Here is a 16,296-nt window from a genome sequence, read left to right as displayed (position 1 = left end):
GAGGTCTTCCCATGATCAACGTGACCAATCGTACCAATATTAACATGCGGTTTTGTTCGTTCAAACTTGCTCTTCGCCATTTGAGCTCTCCATTTTCCGTCCAAGCCAAGGACTAAGTTAAAAATTAATTACCAACCTGAAATTACGCGTATTTCTTTTGAATCTCCAAAGCAACAGCTGAAGGCACAGGCTCGTAATGATCAAACTGCATTGTATACTGCGCACGCCCCTGACTCATAGAGCGAAGAGTATTCACATAACCAAACATATTTGCCAAAGGAACCATTGCATTCACAACCGTTGCAATGCCGCGCGCTTCAGTTCCTGAAATCTGTCCCCGACGAGAATTGAGATCACCAATAACATCACCAACATAATCATCTGGTGTAACAACTTCCACCTTCATGATCGGTTCAAGAAGCTGTGCACCAGCCTTCTTTGCCCCATCACGAAAAGCCGCACGAGCAGCAATCTCAAAAGCCAAAACCGAAGAATCAACATCGTGATAGCCACCATCAATGAGAGTCGCTTTTACACCAAGCATAGGAAAGCCCGCAAGAGGACCTGACCCCATAACACTCTCAATCCCTTTTTGGACACCGGGAATATATTCTTTAGGAACAGCACCACCAACAATCTTTGACTCAAAAATAAAGTCATCACCATCATGAGGCTCAAAAACAATTTTCACACGAGCAAATTGACCTGCACCACCCGATTGTTTCTTATGCGTATAATCAATTTCCGCCATTTTAGTAATTGACTCACGATAAGCAACTTGAGGCTGCCCAACATTTGCTTCAACCTTAAACTCACGCCGCATACGGTCAACAATAATATCAAGATGAAGCTCACCCATTCCAGCTATAATAGTCTGACCAGATTCCTCATCCGATTTAACACGGAATGAAGGATCTTCGGCCGCTAGACGGTTAAGAGCAATACCCATTTTTTCTTGATCTGCTTTTGTTTTCGGCTCAATTGCAATCTCAATAACAGGCTCTGGAAATTCCATCCTCTCCAAAATAACAGGCTTCAAGGGATCACAAAGAGTATCCCCTGTTGTCGTCTCCTTAAGTCCTGCAAGAGCAACAATATCACCAGCAAATGCTTCTTCAATATCCTCACGAGAATTTGAATGCATTTGAAGCATACGCCCCAAACGCTCTTTTTTCTTTTTCACAGTATTCTCAAGAGAAATACCTTTCTGAACTTTACCTGAGTAAATACGACAGAACGTCAATGAACCAACAAAAGGATCATTCATAATTTTAAAAGCAAGCATAGATAACGGAGCATCATCAGAAGATTCGCGTGTCGTCTCAGCCTCAGTCTTTACATCAATACCCTTAATCGCCGGAATATCAACTGGAGAAGGAAGATAGGAAACAACAGCATCCAAAAGTGGCTGCACCCCCTTGTTTTTAAAAGCCGTACCACAAAGAACCGGATGAAACTGAACTTCTACTGTCCCCCTACGAATGAGAGAAACAAGCTGCTCGTTGGTTGGCATAACACCTTCCAAATAAGCCTCTGTCGCAGCTTCATCAACCTCCACAGCCATCTCAATCAATTTCTCGCGATATTCTTCAGCTTTCTCCTTTAAATCAGAGGGAATTTCACTTATCACTGCCGAGGCACCAATAGAACCATCCCACTTTAAAGCCTTCATTTCTACAAGATCAACAACACCTTCAAAGTCATTTTCAGCACCAATCGGCAACTGCAAAACAAGCGCTTTAGCACCTAACCGAGAACCAACCATCTCCACACTACGATAAAAGTCAGCTCCTATTTTGTCCATTTTATTAACAAAAACCATACGAGGCACGCGATACTTCTCAGCTTGCCGCCAAACAGTTTCCGTCTGAGGCTCCACACCAGCATTTGCATCCAACAAGGCTATTGCACCATCAAGAACACGCAAAGAGCGCTCAACTTCAATCGTAAAATCAACGTGCCCTGGCGTATCAATAATATTAAAGCGACGCTTCCGACCGTCTTGCCCTTCCCAAAATGTTGTTGTCGCAGCAGACGTAATCGTAATACCACGCTCCTGCTCCTGCTCCATCCAATCCATTGTAGAAGCACCATCATGGGTCTCGCCAATTTTATGATTCTTACCGGTATAGAACAGAATACGTTCAGTCATCGTAGTCTTACCAGCATCAATATGCGCCATAATACCAAAATTACGATAATCTTCAATTTTATATTCGCGAGCCATTATATTTGCCTTAGTTTAAAACTTCTACCAGCGATAGTGAGAAAAAGCACGATTAGCTTCAGCCATACGATGAACATCTTCACGCTTTTTCACGGCAGAACCACGATTATTAGCCGCATCCATCAATTCACCAGATAAACGCTCAACCATCGTCGTTTCATTTCGACCACGTGCCGCCGCAATCAACCAACGAATAGCAAGAGCCTGACGACGATCAGGACGAACATCAATCGGAACTTGATAAGTAGCGCCACCAACACGGCGTGAACGAACCTCAATGTGAGGAGCAACATTCTCTAAAGCTCGATGAAATAGAGCCACAGGATCTGTTTTTACTCTTTTTTCCACAGAATCGAGCGCACCATAAACAATACGCTCTGCAACTGATTTTTTACCATCAAACATAATGGCATTCATAAATTTCATAATAACCAAATCACCAAATTTTGGATCTGGATTAATCTCACGCTTTTCTGCTCTATGACGACGGGACATTGGCTTTGTCTCTCAATATTATTTTGGACGCTTCGCGCCATACTTTGAACGACGCTGTTTACGATTCTTGACACCCTGCGTATCAAGCAAACCACGAATAATGTGATAACGAACTCCTGGCAAATCTTTCACACGACCACCACGAATCATTACAACAGAGTGCTCTTGAAGATTATGTCCCTCTCCAGGAATATAACCAATCACCTCAAATCCATTCGTCAAGCGAATTTTAGCAACTTTACGAAGAGCAGAATTAGGTTTCTTCGGTGTTGTTGTATAAACACGCGTACAAACACCACGCTTCTGCGGATTCGATTGCAGAGCAGGAACCTTATTACGTTTAACTGGCGCCACACGCGGCTTGCGAATCAACTGGTTTACGGTAGGCATGCAACCTTCCTCTTTTCGATCTACATTCGTCTCACCCAATCGGGCTTTTCTATTTTCATTTCTATCCACCCCAACAAAATCGGAGCAGATATCTAAGTCTACACACAAAATCGGGCATACCTGTACAAAACAGTTTACCCGACCATAAGCAGAGAAGGCAATAGCCTTTTGCACTAGCATTTGCTTTTAATCTTCTTAACACCTGTGAATAATTTTCCGGCTCATATCCAAAACACCTGATTACATCCACATCGGTTATGTTCATTTCTAATAGCGAGAACACGTACATTCGTCAAGAACTAAACAGCAGAAAGTTTTTAAAAATGAAAATAAATTAAATTTTAAAGCTTTAAATTTGCTTTTACCGCTACTCTTGATAAATTAATTTACCATAGTAATATCCCCTATAAACAAAAAAACAGCGATGTGACTGTAGTAAAACATAGCAGTAAATTGAATTGCATATTTGATATCTAATGATGAGCACCATGAAAATAGCAACGTGGAATATTGCTGGAATAAAAGCGCGACATGAAACATTATGTCAATGGCTGCAGCAAAGCCAACCGGACATAGTCTGTTTACAGGAAATTAAAAGTATTGATGAAAATTTTCCACGCGATACAATTGAAAATTTAGGTTACCATATAGAAACACACGGACAAAAAAGTTTTAATGGCGTTGCGATTCTCTCTAAAAAAACACCAGATGAAGTGATCCGTCGATTACCAGGCAATGATAATGATAAACAAACACGTTACATTGAAGCTGTTTATTCAACAAACAAAGGTGTTGTTCGTGTTGCATCTCTCTATTTGCCAAATGGGAATCCTATTGAGAGTGAAAAATATTCCTATAAGATAGAATGGATGGAAAGATTATATACACATGCAAAATCATTGCTTGCGTATGAAGAACCTCTTATTCTAGCAGGTGATTATAATGTCATCCCCACTCCATTAGATGCAAAAAAACCTCAAGAATGGTATCAAGATGCCTTATTTCTTCAAGAAACAAGAAAAGCATTCCAACGTATTCTTCATTTAGGTTTTTATGATGCTATCCGGAATGTCACCGATACTCCCTCCTTCAGTTTTTGGGATTTTCAGGCAGGTGCTTGGCCTAAGAATAATGGGATTCGCATTGATCATTTATTATTATCACCAGAAGCTGTTGATCAACTAATTTGCGCTCATAGCCAAACAGAAGTAAGGGGATATCAAAAACCATCCGACCACGTTCCTGTTTGGATTCACCTTAATATCAATTAAGAAAGTAAAATCCTCATTTCATGAGACAACAAAAAAATTCCACTCAAAATAATAACTATGCTACAGCATATAAACAGTATATCTTAAGCAAATAAAATAAAAATAAATGAATGGAGGACATAAATGAAGAAATCATTATTAATGCTTATTGCAGCAACGGCCATTGGATTCTCAAGTTTCGCGCATGCTGAACATGATACTCTTGAAAAAATAAAACGAACAGGGGAAATTACTTTAGGTGTCCGTGAATCATCTGGTTTAGCCTACGCCCTTGGTAATAATAAATATGTAGGTTTTCATACAGAAATGGCAGAACGGATCATTGATGATATCTCAAAAAAAATTGGTAAACCAATTAAAATTCATTATCTTCCCATCACTTCTCAAAATAGAATTCCTCTCTTAAAAAATAAAACCTATGATTTTGAGTGCGGCTCAACAACACATGATATTGCCCGCAGTAAAGAAGCAGCATTTGCTTATACGACATACATTGAAGAGGTTCGGATTGCTGTAAAGAAAAACTCTAACATTAAATCTCTTGAGGATTTAAATGGAAAAACAGTTGCAACGACCACCGGTACAACATCTGTTCAACTTATTCGTAAAAATAAACGTGCAAAAAACATTCAGTTTAAAGTTTTAAAGGGGAAAGATCACGGAGATAGTTTTTTATTATTAGAATCTGGTAAGGCAGATGCTTTTGTCATGGACGCTTCAATTCTTGCTGGACATATTGCTAAATCAAAGAATCCATCTGATTATGTCATTCTTGATACTGTACTTTCAGTCGAACCTATTGCCTGTATGCTCAGATTAAATGACAAAAAATTTGAACAAACAATCAACGATAGTATCGTACGTCAGATTAAAGATGAATCACTGGAAAAGCTTTATAATAAGTGGTTTATGAAACCGATCCCACCTGCTAACACTGTTATGAACCTTCCCTTGTCAAAACAAACAAGATATGCTTGGGATCACCCAAATAATAAGCCTCGAGAAAGCTACGCAGAAAAAGAGTTATAGAATTTAATAAAGAAGAACCACACTCTTTTGAAATTGAGTGTGGTTTATATTTTAATTCACTTTTTAATAAATCTGGACTATGTAGATGCGCGTGGTTTATTGTCCTATTTGTGAATGACTAATTTGAGGGAATATCAATTAATGGACTTTTCTTTCCTTTGTAGAGATGACCTTACTCAAACATTGGTAACAGGATGCTTGGGAACTCTCGGCGTAAGTCATACCTATTTAGATACACTTCTCGATGGCTTAAAAAATACAATTATATTGTCTATCACTTCACTTATATTAGCTGTATTGTGTGGTGTTATTATAGGAACAATGCGCACTTTACCCAAAACATCCATAATCAATTATATATTTCGCACTATCGGTACTATTTGGGTAGAGATTATGCGTAATATTCCCCTCCTTGTACAAGTGTTTTTGTGGTATTTTGTTGTTCCGAAGATTTATCCACCAGCGATGAAATTTTCCCCCATTCTCTTAATAACATGCGCATTGGGATTCTTTACATCTGCACGCATTGCTGAACAGGTTCGTTCAGGCATTGAAGCGATTCCTTCTGGACAACGCTATGCTGCTATGGCAATGGGATTTACAACTTATCAAAGTTATCGCTATATTATACTACCACGTGCTATACGTGCAATTATGCCACCTCTTACTTCAGAAGCAATGGGGATTGTGAAAAATTCATCTATAGCATTCGCCGTTTCAATAAATGAGCTCATGCAATTTCAATACCAAACAATTGAAGAAGTAAGCCATGTTTACGAAAATTATTTGCTTGTTACGATCCTTTATATTCTAATAGCCTTATTCGTATTCATTGTGATGACAGTCATTGAACAAATACTCAAAATTCCTAATTTTCAAACAAAGGGAAATTGAATATGGTGAATTTCATAAGCTCTCAGTTTGGACTTTATTTTCCTTTCAATTTTTCCGACTTTGATTTTTCCTTTTTTACCTTTGATGTATTTCGTTCTTACATTTTATCAGGTTTACTCTTTAGCGTTTTTCTAACTCTTTTTGCAACGGTATTGGGGTTTGTTTTCGGCACACTTTTAGCAATGATGCGCCTTTCTTCCATAAAACTTCTTTCTTGGTTTGCAATCAGTTACATAACAGCTATGCGTTCAATACCACTTGTGATGGTTATCTTATGGTTTTTCGTGCTTCTGCCTTTTTTAACTGGTATATCCATTGGTGCAAATAAATCAGCACTCATTACCTTTACCGCATTTGAAACGGCTTATTTTGCTGAGATTATGCGTGCTGGAATCAATTCAGTTCCGCAAGGACAAAAATATGCAGGACAAGCTCTTGGAATGACATATTGGCAAAGTATGTACATTGTCATTCTTCCTCAAGCCTTTAGAGATATGCTTCCAGTATTTTTAACACAAGTTATTATCCTTTTTCAGGATACAACCCTTGTTTATGCCATCAGTGGTCATAGCCTTTTGAATGGTTTTGATATTGCTGCTAATAATTTTGGTGTAAAGCAAGAAGCTTATATCTTAGCAGCTATTTTCTATTTTGTTATCTGTTTTACACTGTCACAAATAGTTTTGTATTTACAAAAAAAAGTATCCATTATTCGCTAACAGGAAAAAAAATGTCTACTCATATGATCGAAATAAAAAATGTTTCTAATTGGTATGGCGAAATTAAAGTCCTTAAAAACTGTACAACCAACATTAATAAAGGAGAAGTCGTTGTCGTTTGTGGTCCATCAGGCTCAGGAAAGTCAACACTCATTAAAACTATTAACGCTCTCGTCCCTTTTCAAAAAGGTGAAATTTGGATTAATGGAATACCAGTTCATTCAAAAAAAACGAATCTGCCTAAATTGCGAAGTCAGGTAGGAATGGTGTTTCAACACTTCGAGCTTTTCCCCCATTTATCTGTCACAGAAAATTTGACAATTGCACAAATCAAAGTCCTAAAACGAAGCAAAAAAGAAGCACTTGAACGTGGATTGTTATATCTTGAACGCGTTGGACTCATTGAACACAAAGATAAATATCCTGGTCAACTTTCTGGAGGGCAACAACAACGTGTTGCTATTGCACGTGCCTTAACTATGGATCCACTTGTCATGCTTTTTGATGAACCAACATCTGCTCTAGATCCTGAAATGGTAGGTGAAGTACTCGATGTCATGATTAGCTTAGCAGAAGAAGGTATGACGATGATTTGTGTAACCCATGAAATGGGATTTGCACAAAAAGTATCGGAGCGTGTTATTTTCATAGATCAAGGAACAATTCTTGAAGACTGCTCATCTAAAGAGTTCTTTTCTGATCCGCAAGCAAGAAAACCGAGAACGCAAGAATTTTTGTCTAAAATCCTAAGTCATTAGCCGTTAGATTATCAAAAAAAGCTATCTTTACTATGAACTTGTATACAAGAAAACAGAGTTTAATATAAGATGAGAGAATGTAAAAATATTACAATCAGATGTTTAAAAACTGTTATTCTTTAAAATCTCAACAACCAGTGAAATTGCTGTACGTCTCTCAGATTCATTACAAAGAGCAAAAGCCTCTTCTTGCAAAGGGTGAATCCAATTTTCGTCTTTTACGTTAGCTTTTTATAGGCAGCAGTTAACATTGCTGCCCCACGGACAATTTTTCCTTCTTTAAGCAGTATATTTCCAAGCATTGCTTGGGCAGAAGGATTTTCTTTTTTTGCTGAAAGTTGAAACCATCGTGCTGCTTGTATAAGATTTTTCTCCCTTCCCTCTCCCTTTAAAAATATTTTTCCTAAATGATACTGAGCTTTAGGATTTCCATAGTTTACCGCAGCCTGCATATAAAGATGAGAAGCATAAGAAGGATCAGGTTTCACAGGTGATTGAGGAATACCTTTTTTTATGTATCCGGCAAGTTTAATCAATGCATCAGAAACATAACTTTCATCCTCTGAACCAAGATCAGCACCTTTTTCAACAATATATGCAAAAAAATTATATGCCTTATAATCATTTTTAGGGACACCATCACCGTTTGCATAGATAGAGCCAAGTTTCCAATTCGCACCAATATAGCCTCTCTTAGCAGCACAACGTAATGCTGCAATAGCCTGAGTTATATGCCCATTTTTATAAACAGACATGCCACGTTTTAAAAAATAAAACGAACCATCATTCGCTTCTTGCAAGCTATTGACATCTATTACATAAACAGTCGAAAAGAATCCCTCTAAAATCACAACAATCGTGACTTTTTTCCATATCTGAAACCTATTAACCATTCCCCCTACCTCAATTTTAATGATTATATCTGTTACAAATTTCTTTGTAGATATTTAAACTCTTTTTCTTAGTAAGAAGCATACGCAATTTTAAAGTAAAAATTTTAAAAGAAAAAACAAATAGATAAAAACCATCCAATAGGATTTATCGATCTTAAAATTTTATACGTATGAGCAAAAATCGTTCAATAGAATAACGTGCATTAAACAGCAACTTGAGAACGAAGAGAATACATGATGAATGGTAAACGTTTGAGTATAAAAAACAATACGAAAGATGGATAAATATAATGATGATAGTTAACTTATAACTTCACGACTGCCTTACCACCTTAAAGATGAAGTTTTTTGCCTCCGTCAATCTATAAACAATACAGCTTTTTGTTTAACGGATTGCACCTAACATCATTTCACATGGGGTTACTTCATACTTTACACACAAGTTCTACCTCAGAATACTCACCACTACATACAAAAATACCACATGTGTAATTTTACATGCCTTATATTGCTACTCTAAATGATGATATTTTACAGAAATAAAACAAGATATTGATTTATAATGATACTTTACCATTTTGCATGTTGAATGAGGACCTCGAATATCGTAAGATTCTCTCATTCCAAACCTGTTCCATGTTAAATCAATCAAAACCATCCGCTTGCACATTACAAGTAGAGAGAGCTATGTGGATAAAAACTCTGTGTAAGAAAGAACTAAAAATGCCTCTTACGAACGGTTTGAGCTAAGGGTTGTCCGGATATTGGACAGAATGGTGCCCCCAGCGCTTGTTACTTCACAAGCATAAAGAAGGGAAGCTCAATAGATTTACCGTTATACCATTCATGATCTACGTCGTGGAATAGGCTTGGATGCCTTAAAAGATGTCTCTTTAATGATAAACATAAAACAATGGATTTCAGTAGAGATTTTATGATCGTTCATGAAAAACTAACAAAAGAAAAAGTTTCCTTTTAAAGAAGATCTATACTAACCCTACTGGTATGCAATTATCTATCAAAAAAATAAAAAGTTGAAATCAATCTAACCGCTCTAAAGCAACAAATATTTTTTTCTGCGCTGCACGCAGTTCTACAACCCTGTTCCGCTCACGCTCAACAATTTCTGCTTTTGCATTTGCTATAAATTTGGGATTGTTTAACTTAAGCGATATTTTTTCAATATCTTGCTCAATTTTACTGACATCCTTCCTCAAACGAACACGTTCAGCCTCCAAATCAATCAACTGTCCTAATGGTAAACAAAAAACAGCCTCTCCCAAAATCATTTGTGCTGATATTTCCGGAACTTTATCAGAGAAATCAATAACTTCAATACGCGCTAATTTTTTTAGAAGTGCATCATAACGCTTCACACGCTCTCGCGTTACTTCCCCTCCTTCAACAACAACAAGAGGTGCTTGTGTCGCCACTGGAATATTCATTTCAAAACGTACAGACCGAATCCCTGTGACGACATCAATAAGCCAATTAATATCATCAGCAGCTTCTTCATCTATCAATGTTTCCTCTGGCCATTTTGTCAATGCGAGCATATCCTCACGCTTGATGGCTTGCGTTTCTGTAAGATACCACAACTCTTCCGTCATATAAGGCATAAAAGGATGAAGAAGTTTATAAACTTCATCTAAAACCCAAGCAGTACAAGCTTGAGCCTCATTTTTAGCATCTTCATTTTCCCCCTGAAAAATAGGTTTGAGAAGCTCCAAATACCAATCACATAATGTATTCCAAATGAAACGGTAAAGAGTGGCAGCTGACTCATTAAATTTATAGTGTTCAATACCAGTCGTAACTGCTGAAATCGTTTTAGATAACTCTGTTAAAATCCAACGATTAAGCGCCAGTTTTGCTTGTTCTGGTTTAAAAGCTGGATCATGCTTCACACCATTCATCTGTGCAAATCGGGTAGCATTCCACAATTTCGTAGCAAAATTACGATAACCAGCAATACGGGAAACATCAAGTTTTACATCACGACCTTGTGCTGCCATAATAGCTAAAGTAAATCGAAGTGCATCAGCACTATATTGATCAATAAGCTCTAAGGGATCAATAATATTTCCCTTTGATTTTGACATCTTTGCACCCTTTTGATCCCGTACAAGAGCATGCACATAAACCGTTGGGAAAGGAACGTCACCCATAAAGTGAAGTCCCATCATCATCATACGAGCAACCCAGAAAAAAATAATATCAAATCCTGTCACAGATAAAGATGTTGGGTAAAAAGTAGATAATTCAGTCGTTTTATTTGGCCATCCTAATGTTGAAAAAGGCCAAAGAGCTGATGAAAACCAAGTATCTAAAACATCCGGATCACGGATTAATTCAACAACCTCACCATAATGAGCAAAAGCTGAATCTAAAGCCTCTTTTTCACTTTTTTCAACAAAAACCGTTCCATCAGGACCATACCAAGCAGGAATCTGATGTCCCCACCATAATTGGCGAGAAATGCACCAAGGTTGAATATTTTCCATCCAATTGAAGTACGTCTTTTTCCAGTTATCTGGAACGAACTGCGTTTTGCCTTGTTGAACAGCCTCTATCGCTGGCTTTGCTAATTCAGCAGCATGAACATACCATTGATCTGTCAAAAAAGGCTCAATAGGGACACCACTGCGATCTCCATGAGGAACCATATGGGTATGATCATCAACAGAAGCTAAATATCCCTGTTCTTCCATCAAAGAAACAATCTTCTGGCGAGCAACAAAACGATCAGATTTATCGAGATTTTCTACTAACATTTTTAATTCATCTGATAAAATCAAACCATCGAAAAATGCTTCATTTTCACGAAGAAAAATCTCGGCTTGCTGGGTAAAAATATTGATCAAGCGTAAATGATTACGCTGTCCTACTTCAAAGTCATTAAAGTCATGAGCTGGTGTGATTTTTACAGCACCACTTCCAGCCTCAGGATCAGCATGGCTATCACCAACAATTAATAACTTACGACCAACAAGCGGCAAAAGAGCATTTTTACCGATAAGATGTTTATAACGCTCATCTTCAGGATTAACAGCAATTCCTGTATCACCAAGCATTGTTTCTGGTCGTGTTGTCGCCACTGTTATATAAGTTGTCGCATCATTTGGATCAAAAATTTTACCTTCAAGTGGATATCTAAAGTGCCACAAATGTCCTTGAACTTCTTTTTGCTCAACTTCAAGATCTGAAATAGCTGTCAACAATTTAGGATCCCAATTGACGAGGCGCTTATCCCTATATATCAACCCTTGCTTATAAAGCGTGACAAAGACTTCACGAACCGCCTGCGACAACCCCTCATCCATTGTAAACCGCTCACGCGACCAATCACATGAAACCCCAAGGCGACGCAACTGGTTTGCAATAACGCCTCCAGTTTCATAACGCCATTCCCAAATACGCTCAATAAACTTTTCTCTCCCCATTTCTTGACGCGTTGGCTCTTGGCGTTCTGCAAGTTGACGCTCCACTACCATTTGCGTAGCAATTCCAGCATGATCCATACCAGGCTGCCACAACACATTTCTGCCACGCATCCGCTGAAATCTAACTATTATATCTTGAATTGTCGTATTGAGCGCATGCCCCATATGAAGTGAGCCCGTAACATTAGGAGGAGGAAGCATAACGCAAAAAGGTTCTGCACCGCTTTTAGAACCAGCTCCCGCTTTAAAAGCCCCACGAGTCTCCCATCTCTTTGCAACCCGTTGCTCTATAGAGGCAGCATCATAGTTTTTTTCTAACATTCTATCCATCCATAACGCCGCTGAAAAACACAATATATGATCAAAACCTGATCAGAATCTCGTGAATCTCAGCCATTCACTAGAGAGCTCGCAAAATCGCAAACAAAATCCCCATAAAATGAAAAACATAAAAATAATTAAGACGATTTTTTAATCGCCTTCACAATCTCTTCACGCAAAATATCTTCCAGCAAAATAGGCAATTTAGACTGTAACCATTCTGCTATAGCCGGACGCAACACATCCTTTGCAATCTTTTCTGCAGAAGAAATACAATATGCAGACAATTCCACATGACCATCCCTTCCTGCGTCTGACTGTGATTTCCTTATCTCATCTTCATATTCTTTTGCTTTATAAACAGAATTCCGTTCTTCAGAAGAAAGCTTCATCTTTTGCATATCCATACCAACTGTATTATTTTCTGCCTCTATATCCTCTTTTTCTTGCGTTATCTTCCCCCCTTGATTTTCAGAAGAAAGACCAATACGATCAGCTAAAGCTTTCATAGCATCATCAACCGATAAGGTTGTATCATAAATACCCTCGGATGCAACTTCTGAAGCATTCACTGCAACATCTTCATTTAAAAAGTGATCAGATTGAACCGCATTTTCTTCGATTATTTCACGAATAGATGTTAAAATTTCATCCATACTTGGCTCACGTAACACGCTTGAACTCTGTACCATACTTTACAACCTCTCAAAGACGCAACAACAAATAGAATCATATTTTCAGTGTATGCAAAAGAATTATAAGATCAACATGCCTCCTACGATATTTTCAAATATGCTTGTCATAAAGAGGGCGCTACACACAGTTTTCTACACTTAGTAAAAATAATATCTCGCCGCAATATCTTTCAACATATTCAACTGTTGATTTACTAATCTTTTAAAAACTAAAATAATTTAATAAGATTCAAAGAGATACTTTTATGTATTATCGGATATATTTAATTGTTTTTAAACCTAAATAACTTGCAGTCAATTTACCAATAGAAGATTGAACACTATAGCTCGCCACAACAGCATTACGCTCTGCCATTGCAAGCGCAATCTGAGCATTAATCAATAGAGTACGAGAATTTAAAACATCCAGCGTCGTTGCTTGCCCTACGCGATTTTCTTGAACACGACCTTTCAGAGCAATTTCAGCAGCACGAACACTTTCACGGTAAGCAACAACAGATGAGCGTGCGCCCTCCAACTGAAACCAAGCAGAAGTAAGTGCTTGTCGCGTATTACTATGCGCCAAATCGAGTTGAAGCTGCGCCTGTCCAAGCTGTTCCCTTGATTGGCGAATTTGCGCAGACGTACGCCCTCCTTCAAAGATTGGGACACTTACTGACAACCCTATCGATTTAGAAACGCCATCTTCTCCAACCCCGCTGTAGATTCGATTATAAGATGCAGTTGCAGAAAAATCAACTTTAGGGAGCAATGCCCCTTCTTTCGCCTTTACATTATAAACACTCGCATCGACTAAATATTTAGCATAAAGGATTGCTGGATGCATCACAACGCTCATTTGGTAAGCCATATCAAGGTTGACGGGAAAATCTTTGGCTACAGGTGGGCGTTTTAACTTTTCAGGATCAGAACCAATAACTTGTCGATACACTGCCTCTGCTGCTTTTACATCAGAACGAGCAAGACTCAGCTCTGAAACCGCCACGGAACGTGCAGCTTGAGCTTGAGCAAGATCAACATGCCCTCCTTCACCCACATCAAATTTTGCTTTATTTGAACGAACTTGTTCCTCAAGAGCTGCCAAATTTTCTCTCCGAAGATCGGCAACACGACGTGCGTGATAGACATTAGCATAAGCGGTCACCGCCTCCAAAAACGTATTTTGTTCAACATTACGAAGATATTCACGCTGAGCCTGCAACTTAACTTGAGCTGAAGAAAAGATATTTTGCGTGATAAAACCATCAAATAATCTTTGATTTAATCTCACTCCTATAGATCCAGAAGTGACATAAGGACCTGTAAAAGACTTATTGCGCCCATAGTTCCCAACCCCCTCAACCTGTGGCAATAGCCCCGATCGCGCAATGACAACATCATCACTGGATATACGCACAGCTGCACGTTCACTATTCAACTTAGCATTATATTTATAAGCCTTAGAAAAGGCATCCATCAATGTTTCAGCACAAACAGCCTCTGATAGAAAAACACTCAACACCAGCAATAAACACGCCTGAAACTTCTTGTTTACTCTAAACATAATACACACAATAACAAACCCCAAATAAATTACAAAATTATCTTTTATTCACAAAACAAACAAGCACTAAAACACAAAACCAGGTGTTTTGAAAAAACAAGGAAGAGGCTTTACAGCGAGGTTAAAAGCACGACGAGCCGAGATGATCCCATCTTCTTTTATATAGATTTGTGCAACAGCAGCATTTCCATACCCTTCAACCACAACAAGACGTCCACAGTCTTTCATTTGATCAAAGATACCTTGAGGAATAAAATCAACAGATCCCTCAATGAAAATCACGTCATAAGGTCCCTCAACGGCATATCCTTTCTCTAATGGACCATGAACGACAACCACATTATCACATTGATTCCGTTCTAAAGCTTCAAGAGCACGTTCAAAGAGAGATTTATCACTTTCCAGCGCAATCACAGACCCTGCAAGTTTTGCAAGCAACGCTGCACAATAACCACTATTTGCACCAATATCTAAAACAACATCTGATGATTTTACAGCGGCAAGCTGTAGTAATTTCGCTAGAGACGCAGGTTTCATCAAATAGCGTGCAGGAACCCCATCTTGCTCTGGACATAGAACAATATCAGTATCAAGATAACTTAACACTTTCATATCTTCCGATACAAAATCTTCACGAGATACCGTTAAAAAGGCTTCAAGAACTGATAAATCCGTTACATCGACTGTACGAATTTGATTGTCAACCATTTTGCGACGAAGCTCAGCAAAATCTGCAACCATAACGAATATTTTCTCCTAACCTACAAAAAACAAACAAAACAGCGACAATAAGGGATAAAGATCTCTTAAACTATGGGCGTTACAAAAAAGGATACTACAGTCAACAATTAGATTTTAACTGTATAATCTCTCATACAAAAGTGTCTTCACAAGAATAGAGGGAAATAATCTATTTTCCTATACCTCATCTCCCTTAAAAGCCGTTTCGTTTAAAATCGGCTGGAGGCCTCGCCCGGAATCGAACCGGGATACAAGGATTTGCAGTCCTCTGCGTAACCATTCCGCCACGAGGCCTCGTCAACAAACATAAAAGTTTCAATAAGGGAAGGCAACGCATCCGTCAAGGTGTAGAAATATTCTCTCGCCTTTTTTCCTCTTATTACACAATTTATCATATTTTTTTAAAAAAAGTAATTTTATCCTTTGCAAATCAGTATTGCTTTGCTATAGCCTTTTCAACGAGATGATTGGGCACCATTCCCCGGTAGCTCAGCGGTAGAGCAACCGGCTGTTAACCGGTTGGTCGCTGGTTCGAATCCGGCCCGGGGAGCCACTTTTCTTTTATTCCACGTAGTTTATTGTTTTTTCTAAAGTTTTTAGACATGAGGGATTCGTTAATAAAAGTAATGGAATAGGATTTTTGCAATAAAGTAGAAACGCAATATCCTACGGGATGTGTTTTTTGCAATGAACGCAAAAAGCGATTGATTCATTTTAAATACTTTTTTCAAACTACCGCGCCTTTATAAGAGGACACTGCAATTATTTGCACATTATAAATTACGATTTCTTTCATCAGAGATGAATTATTAAGCTCCATCAGCAATGAATCGGTCTCATATATTTTTTCCCAAAGAAAGAATGATTTGTACTCAAT

At 38.2% G+C, this 16,296-nt stretch carries 12 protein-coding genes, 2 tRNA genes and 2 pseudogenes; 6 read left to right on the top strand and 10 right to left on the bottom strand.

The window, feature by feature from the left end:
- The 4 genes and pseudogenes from ACFIKX_RS02615 to rpsL form a co-directional block, all read right to left on the bottom strand.
- Positions 1–80, bottom strand: a pseudogene (locus ACFIKX_RS02615) (elongation factor Tu); the annotation flags it as partial.
- Between the two features lie 62 nt (positions 81–142).
- Positions 143–2,227, bottom strand: coding sequence for an elongation factor G (fusA, locus tag ACFIKX_RS02610; RefSeq protein ID WP_273791453.1), 2,085 nt, complete (start codon positions 2,225–2,227; stop codon positions 143–145).
- Positions 2,228–2,251: 24 nt separating this feature from the next.
- Positions 2,252–2,722, bottom strand: a complete 471-nt coding sequence (rpsG, locus tag ACFIKX_RS02605) for a 30S ribosomal protein S7 (RefSeq protein WP_273791452.1) — start codon at positions 2,720–2,722, stop codon at positions 2,252–2,254.
- Between the two features lie 18 nt (positions 2,723–2,740).
- Positions 2,741–3,112, bottom strand: a complete 372-nt coding sequence (gene rpsL, locus ACFIKX_RS02600) for a 30S ribosomal protein S12 (protein ID WP_005773262.1) — start codon at positions 3,110–3,112, stop codon at positions 2,741–2,743.
- A gap of 488 nt (positions 3,113–3,600) precedes the next feature.
- Between rpsL and xth the strand changes: the two genes are divergently transcribed.
- The 5 genes from xth to ACFIKX_RS02575 all read left to right on the top strand — a co-directional run bounded on the left by xth (position 3,601) and on the right by ACFIKX_RS02575 (position 7,783).
- Positions 3,601–4,383 (top strand): exodeoxyribonuclease III, encoded by a 783-nt coding sequence (xth, locus tag ACFIKX_RS02595; protein WP_375628902.1) that lies wholly within the window; start codon positions 3,601–3,603, stop codon positions 4,381–4,383.
- A gap of 123 nt (positions 4,384–4,506) precedes the next feature.
- Positions 4,507–5,412 (top strand): transporter substrate-binding domain-containing protein, encoded by a 906-nt coding sequence (locus ACFIKX_RS02590; RefSeq protein WP_375628900.1) that lies wholly within the window; start codon positions 4,507–4,509, stop codon positions 5,410–5,412.
- A gap of 141 nt (positions 5,413–5,553) precedes the next feature.
- Positions 5,554–6,306: an amino acid ABC transporter permease gene (locus tag ACFIKX_RS02585; protein WP_375628898.1), complete on the top strand. Its 753-nt coding sequence runs from the start codon at positions 5,554–5,556 to the stop codon at positions 6,304–6,306.
- 2 nt (positions 6,307–6,308) lie between these two features.
- Positions 6,309–7,025: an amino acid ABC transporter permease gene (locus tag ACFIKX_RS02580; RefSeq protein ID WP_375612443.1), complete on the top strand. Its 717-nt coding sequence runs from the start codon at positions 6,309–6,311 to the stop codon at positions 7,023–7,025.
- Between the two features lie 11 nt (positions 7,026–7,036).
- Positions 7,037–7,783: an amino acid ABC transporter ATP-binding protein gene (locus tag ACFIKX_RS02575; protein ID WP_273791447.1), complete on the top strand. Its 747-nt coding sequence runs from the start codon at positions 7,037–7,039 to the stop codon at positions 7,781–7,783.
- Between the two features lie 102 nt (positions 7,784–7,885).
- Here ACFIKX_RS02575 and ACFIKX_RS02570 read toward each other — a convergent pair.
- The 6 genes and pseudogenes from ACFIKX_RS02570 to ACFIKX_RS02545 all read right to left on the bottom strand — a co-directional run bounded on the left by ACFIKX_RS02570 (position 7,886) and on the right by ACFIKX_RS02545 (position 15,713).
- Positions 7,886–8,676: pseudogene (locus ACFIKX_RS02570) on the bottom strand (tetratricopeptide repeat protein).
- Positions 8,677–9,716: 1,040 nt separating this feature from the next.
- A complete protein-coding gene (locus tag ACFIKX_RS02565; RefSeq protein WP_375628895.1) occupies positions 9,717–12,440 on the bottom strand; it encodes a valine--tRNA ligase in 2,724 nt (907 codons plus the stop codon).
- A gap of 137 nt (positions 12,441–12,577) precedes the next feature.
- Positions 12,578–13,132 carry a DUF2497 domain-containing protein gene (locus ACFIKX_RS02560; protein ID WP_375612445.1) on the bottom strand — a complete coding sequence of 185 codons (555 nt, stop codon included), beginning with the start codon at positions 13,130–13,132 and terminating at the stop codon, positions 12,578–12,580.
- A gap of 253 nt (positions 13,133–13,385) precedes the next feature.
- Entirely contained in the window at positions 13,386–14,678 is a 1,293-nt protein-coding gene (locus ACFIKX_RS02555) for a TolC family outer membrane protein (protein WP_375613721.1), read from the bottom strand.
- Between the two features lie 66 nt (positions 14,679–14,744).
- On the bottom strand, positions 14,745–15,419 hold the full coding sequence (locus ACFIKX_RS02550) for a protein-L-isoaspartate O-methyltransferase (protein ID WP_375628892.1): 675 nt from the start codon (positions 15,417–15,419) through the stop codon (positions 14,745–14,747).
- Between the two features lie 220 nt (positions 15,420–15,639).
- Positions 15,640–15,713, bottom strand: a tRNA-Cys gene (locus ACFIKX_RS02545).
- A gap of 184 nt (positions 15,714–15,897) precedes the next feature.
- Between ACFIKX_RS02545 and ACFIKX_RS02540 the strand changes: the two genes are divergently transcribed.
- Positions 15,898–15,972, top strand: a tRNA-Asn gene (locus ACFIKX_RS02540).
- Positions 15,973–16,296 lie beyond the last annotated feature (324 nt).

The sequence above is a fragment of the Bartonella sp. CM86QHHN genome (assembly GCF_042194695.1).
Lineage (GTDB): Bacteria > Pseudomonadota > Alphaproteobacteria > Rhizobiales > Rhizobiaceae > Bartonella.
This window is presented reverse-complemented; position numbering and strand designations above follow the sequence as displayed.

What these genes read in the sequence shown, in the direction of transcription:
- fusA (WP_273791453.1), bottom strand. Translation starts at nt 2,227, where the DNA reads ATGGCTCGCGAATATAAAATTGAAGATTATCGTAATTTTGGTATTATG.
- rpsG (WP_273791452.1), bottom strand. Translation starts at nt 2,722, where the DNA reads ATGTCCCGTCGTCATAGAGCAGAAAAGCGTGAGATTAATCCAGATCCA.
- rpsL (WP_005773262.1), bottom strand. Translation starts at nt 3,112, where the DNA reads ATGCCTACCGTAAACCAGTTGATTCGCAAGCCGCGTGTGGCGCCAGTT.
- xth (WP_375628902.1), top strand. Translation starts at nt 3,601, where the DNA reads ATGAAAATAGCAACGTGGAATATTGCTGGAATAAAAGCGCGACATGAA.
- ACFIKX_RS02590 (WP_375628900.1), top strand. Translation starts at nt 4,507, where the DNA reads ATGAAGAAATCATTATTAATGCTTATTGCAGCAACGGCCATTGGATTC.
- ACFIKX_RS02585 (WP_375628898.1), top strand. Translation starts at nt 5,554, where the DNA reads ATGGACTTTTCTTTCCTTTGTAGAGATGACCTTACTCAAACATTGGTA.
- ACFIKX_RS02580 (WP_375612443.1), top strand. Translation starts at nt 6,309, where the DNA reads ATGGTGAATTTCATAAGCTCTCAGTTTGGACTTTATTTTCCTTTCAAT.
- ACFIKX_RS02575 (WP_273791447.1), top strand. Translation starts at nt 7,037, where the DNA reads ATGTCTACTCATATGATCGAAATAAAAAATGTTTCTAATTGGTATGGC.
- ACFIKX_RS02565 (WP_375628895.1), bottom strand. Translation starts at nt 12,440, where the DNA reads ATGTTAGAAAAAAACTATGATGCTGCCTCTATAGAGCAACGGGTTGCA.
- ACFIKX_RS02560 (WP_375612445.1), bottom strand. Translation starts at nt 13,132, where the DNA reads ATGGTACAGAGTTCAAGCGTGTTACGTGAGCCAAGTATGGATGAAATT.
- ACFIKX_RS02555 (WP_375613721.1), bottom strand. Translation starts at nt 14,678, where the DNA reads ATGTTTAGAGTAAACAAGAAGTTTCAGGCGTGTTTATTGCTGGTGTTG.
- ACFIKX_RS02550 (WP_375628892.1), bottom strand. Translation starts at nt 15,419, where the DNA reads ATGGTTGCAGATTTTGCTGAGCTTCGTCGCAAAATGGTTGACAATCAA.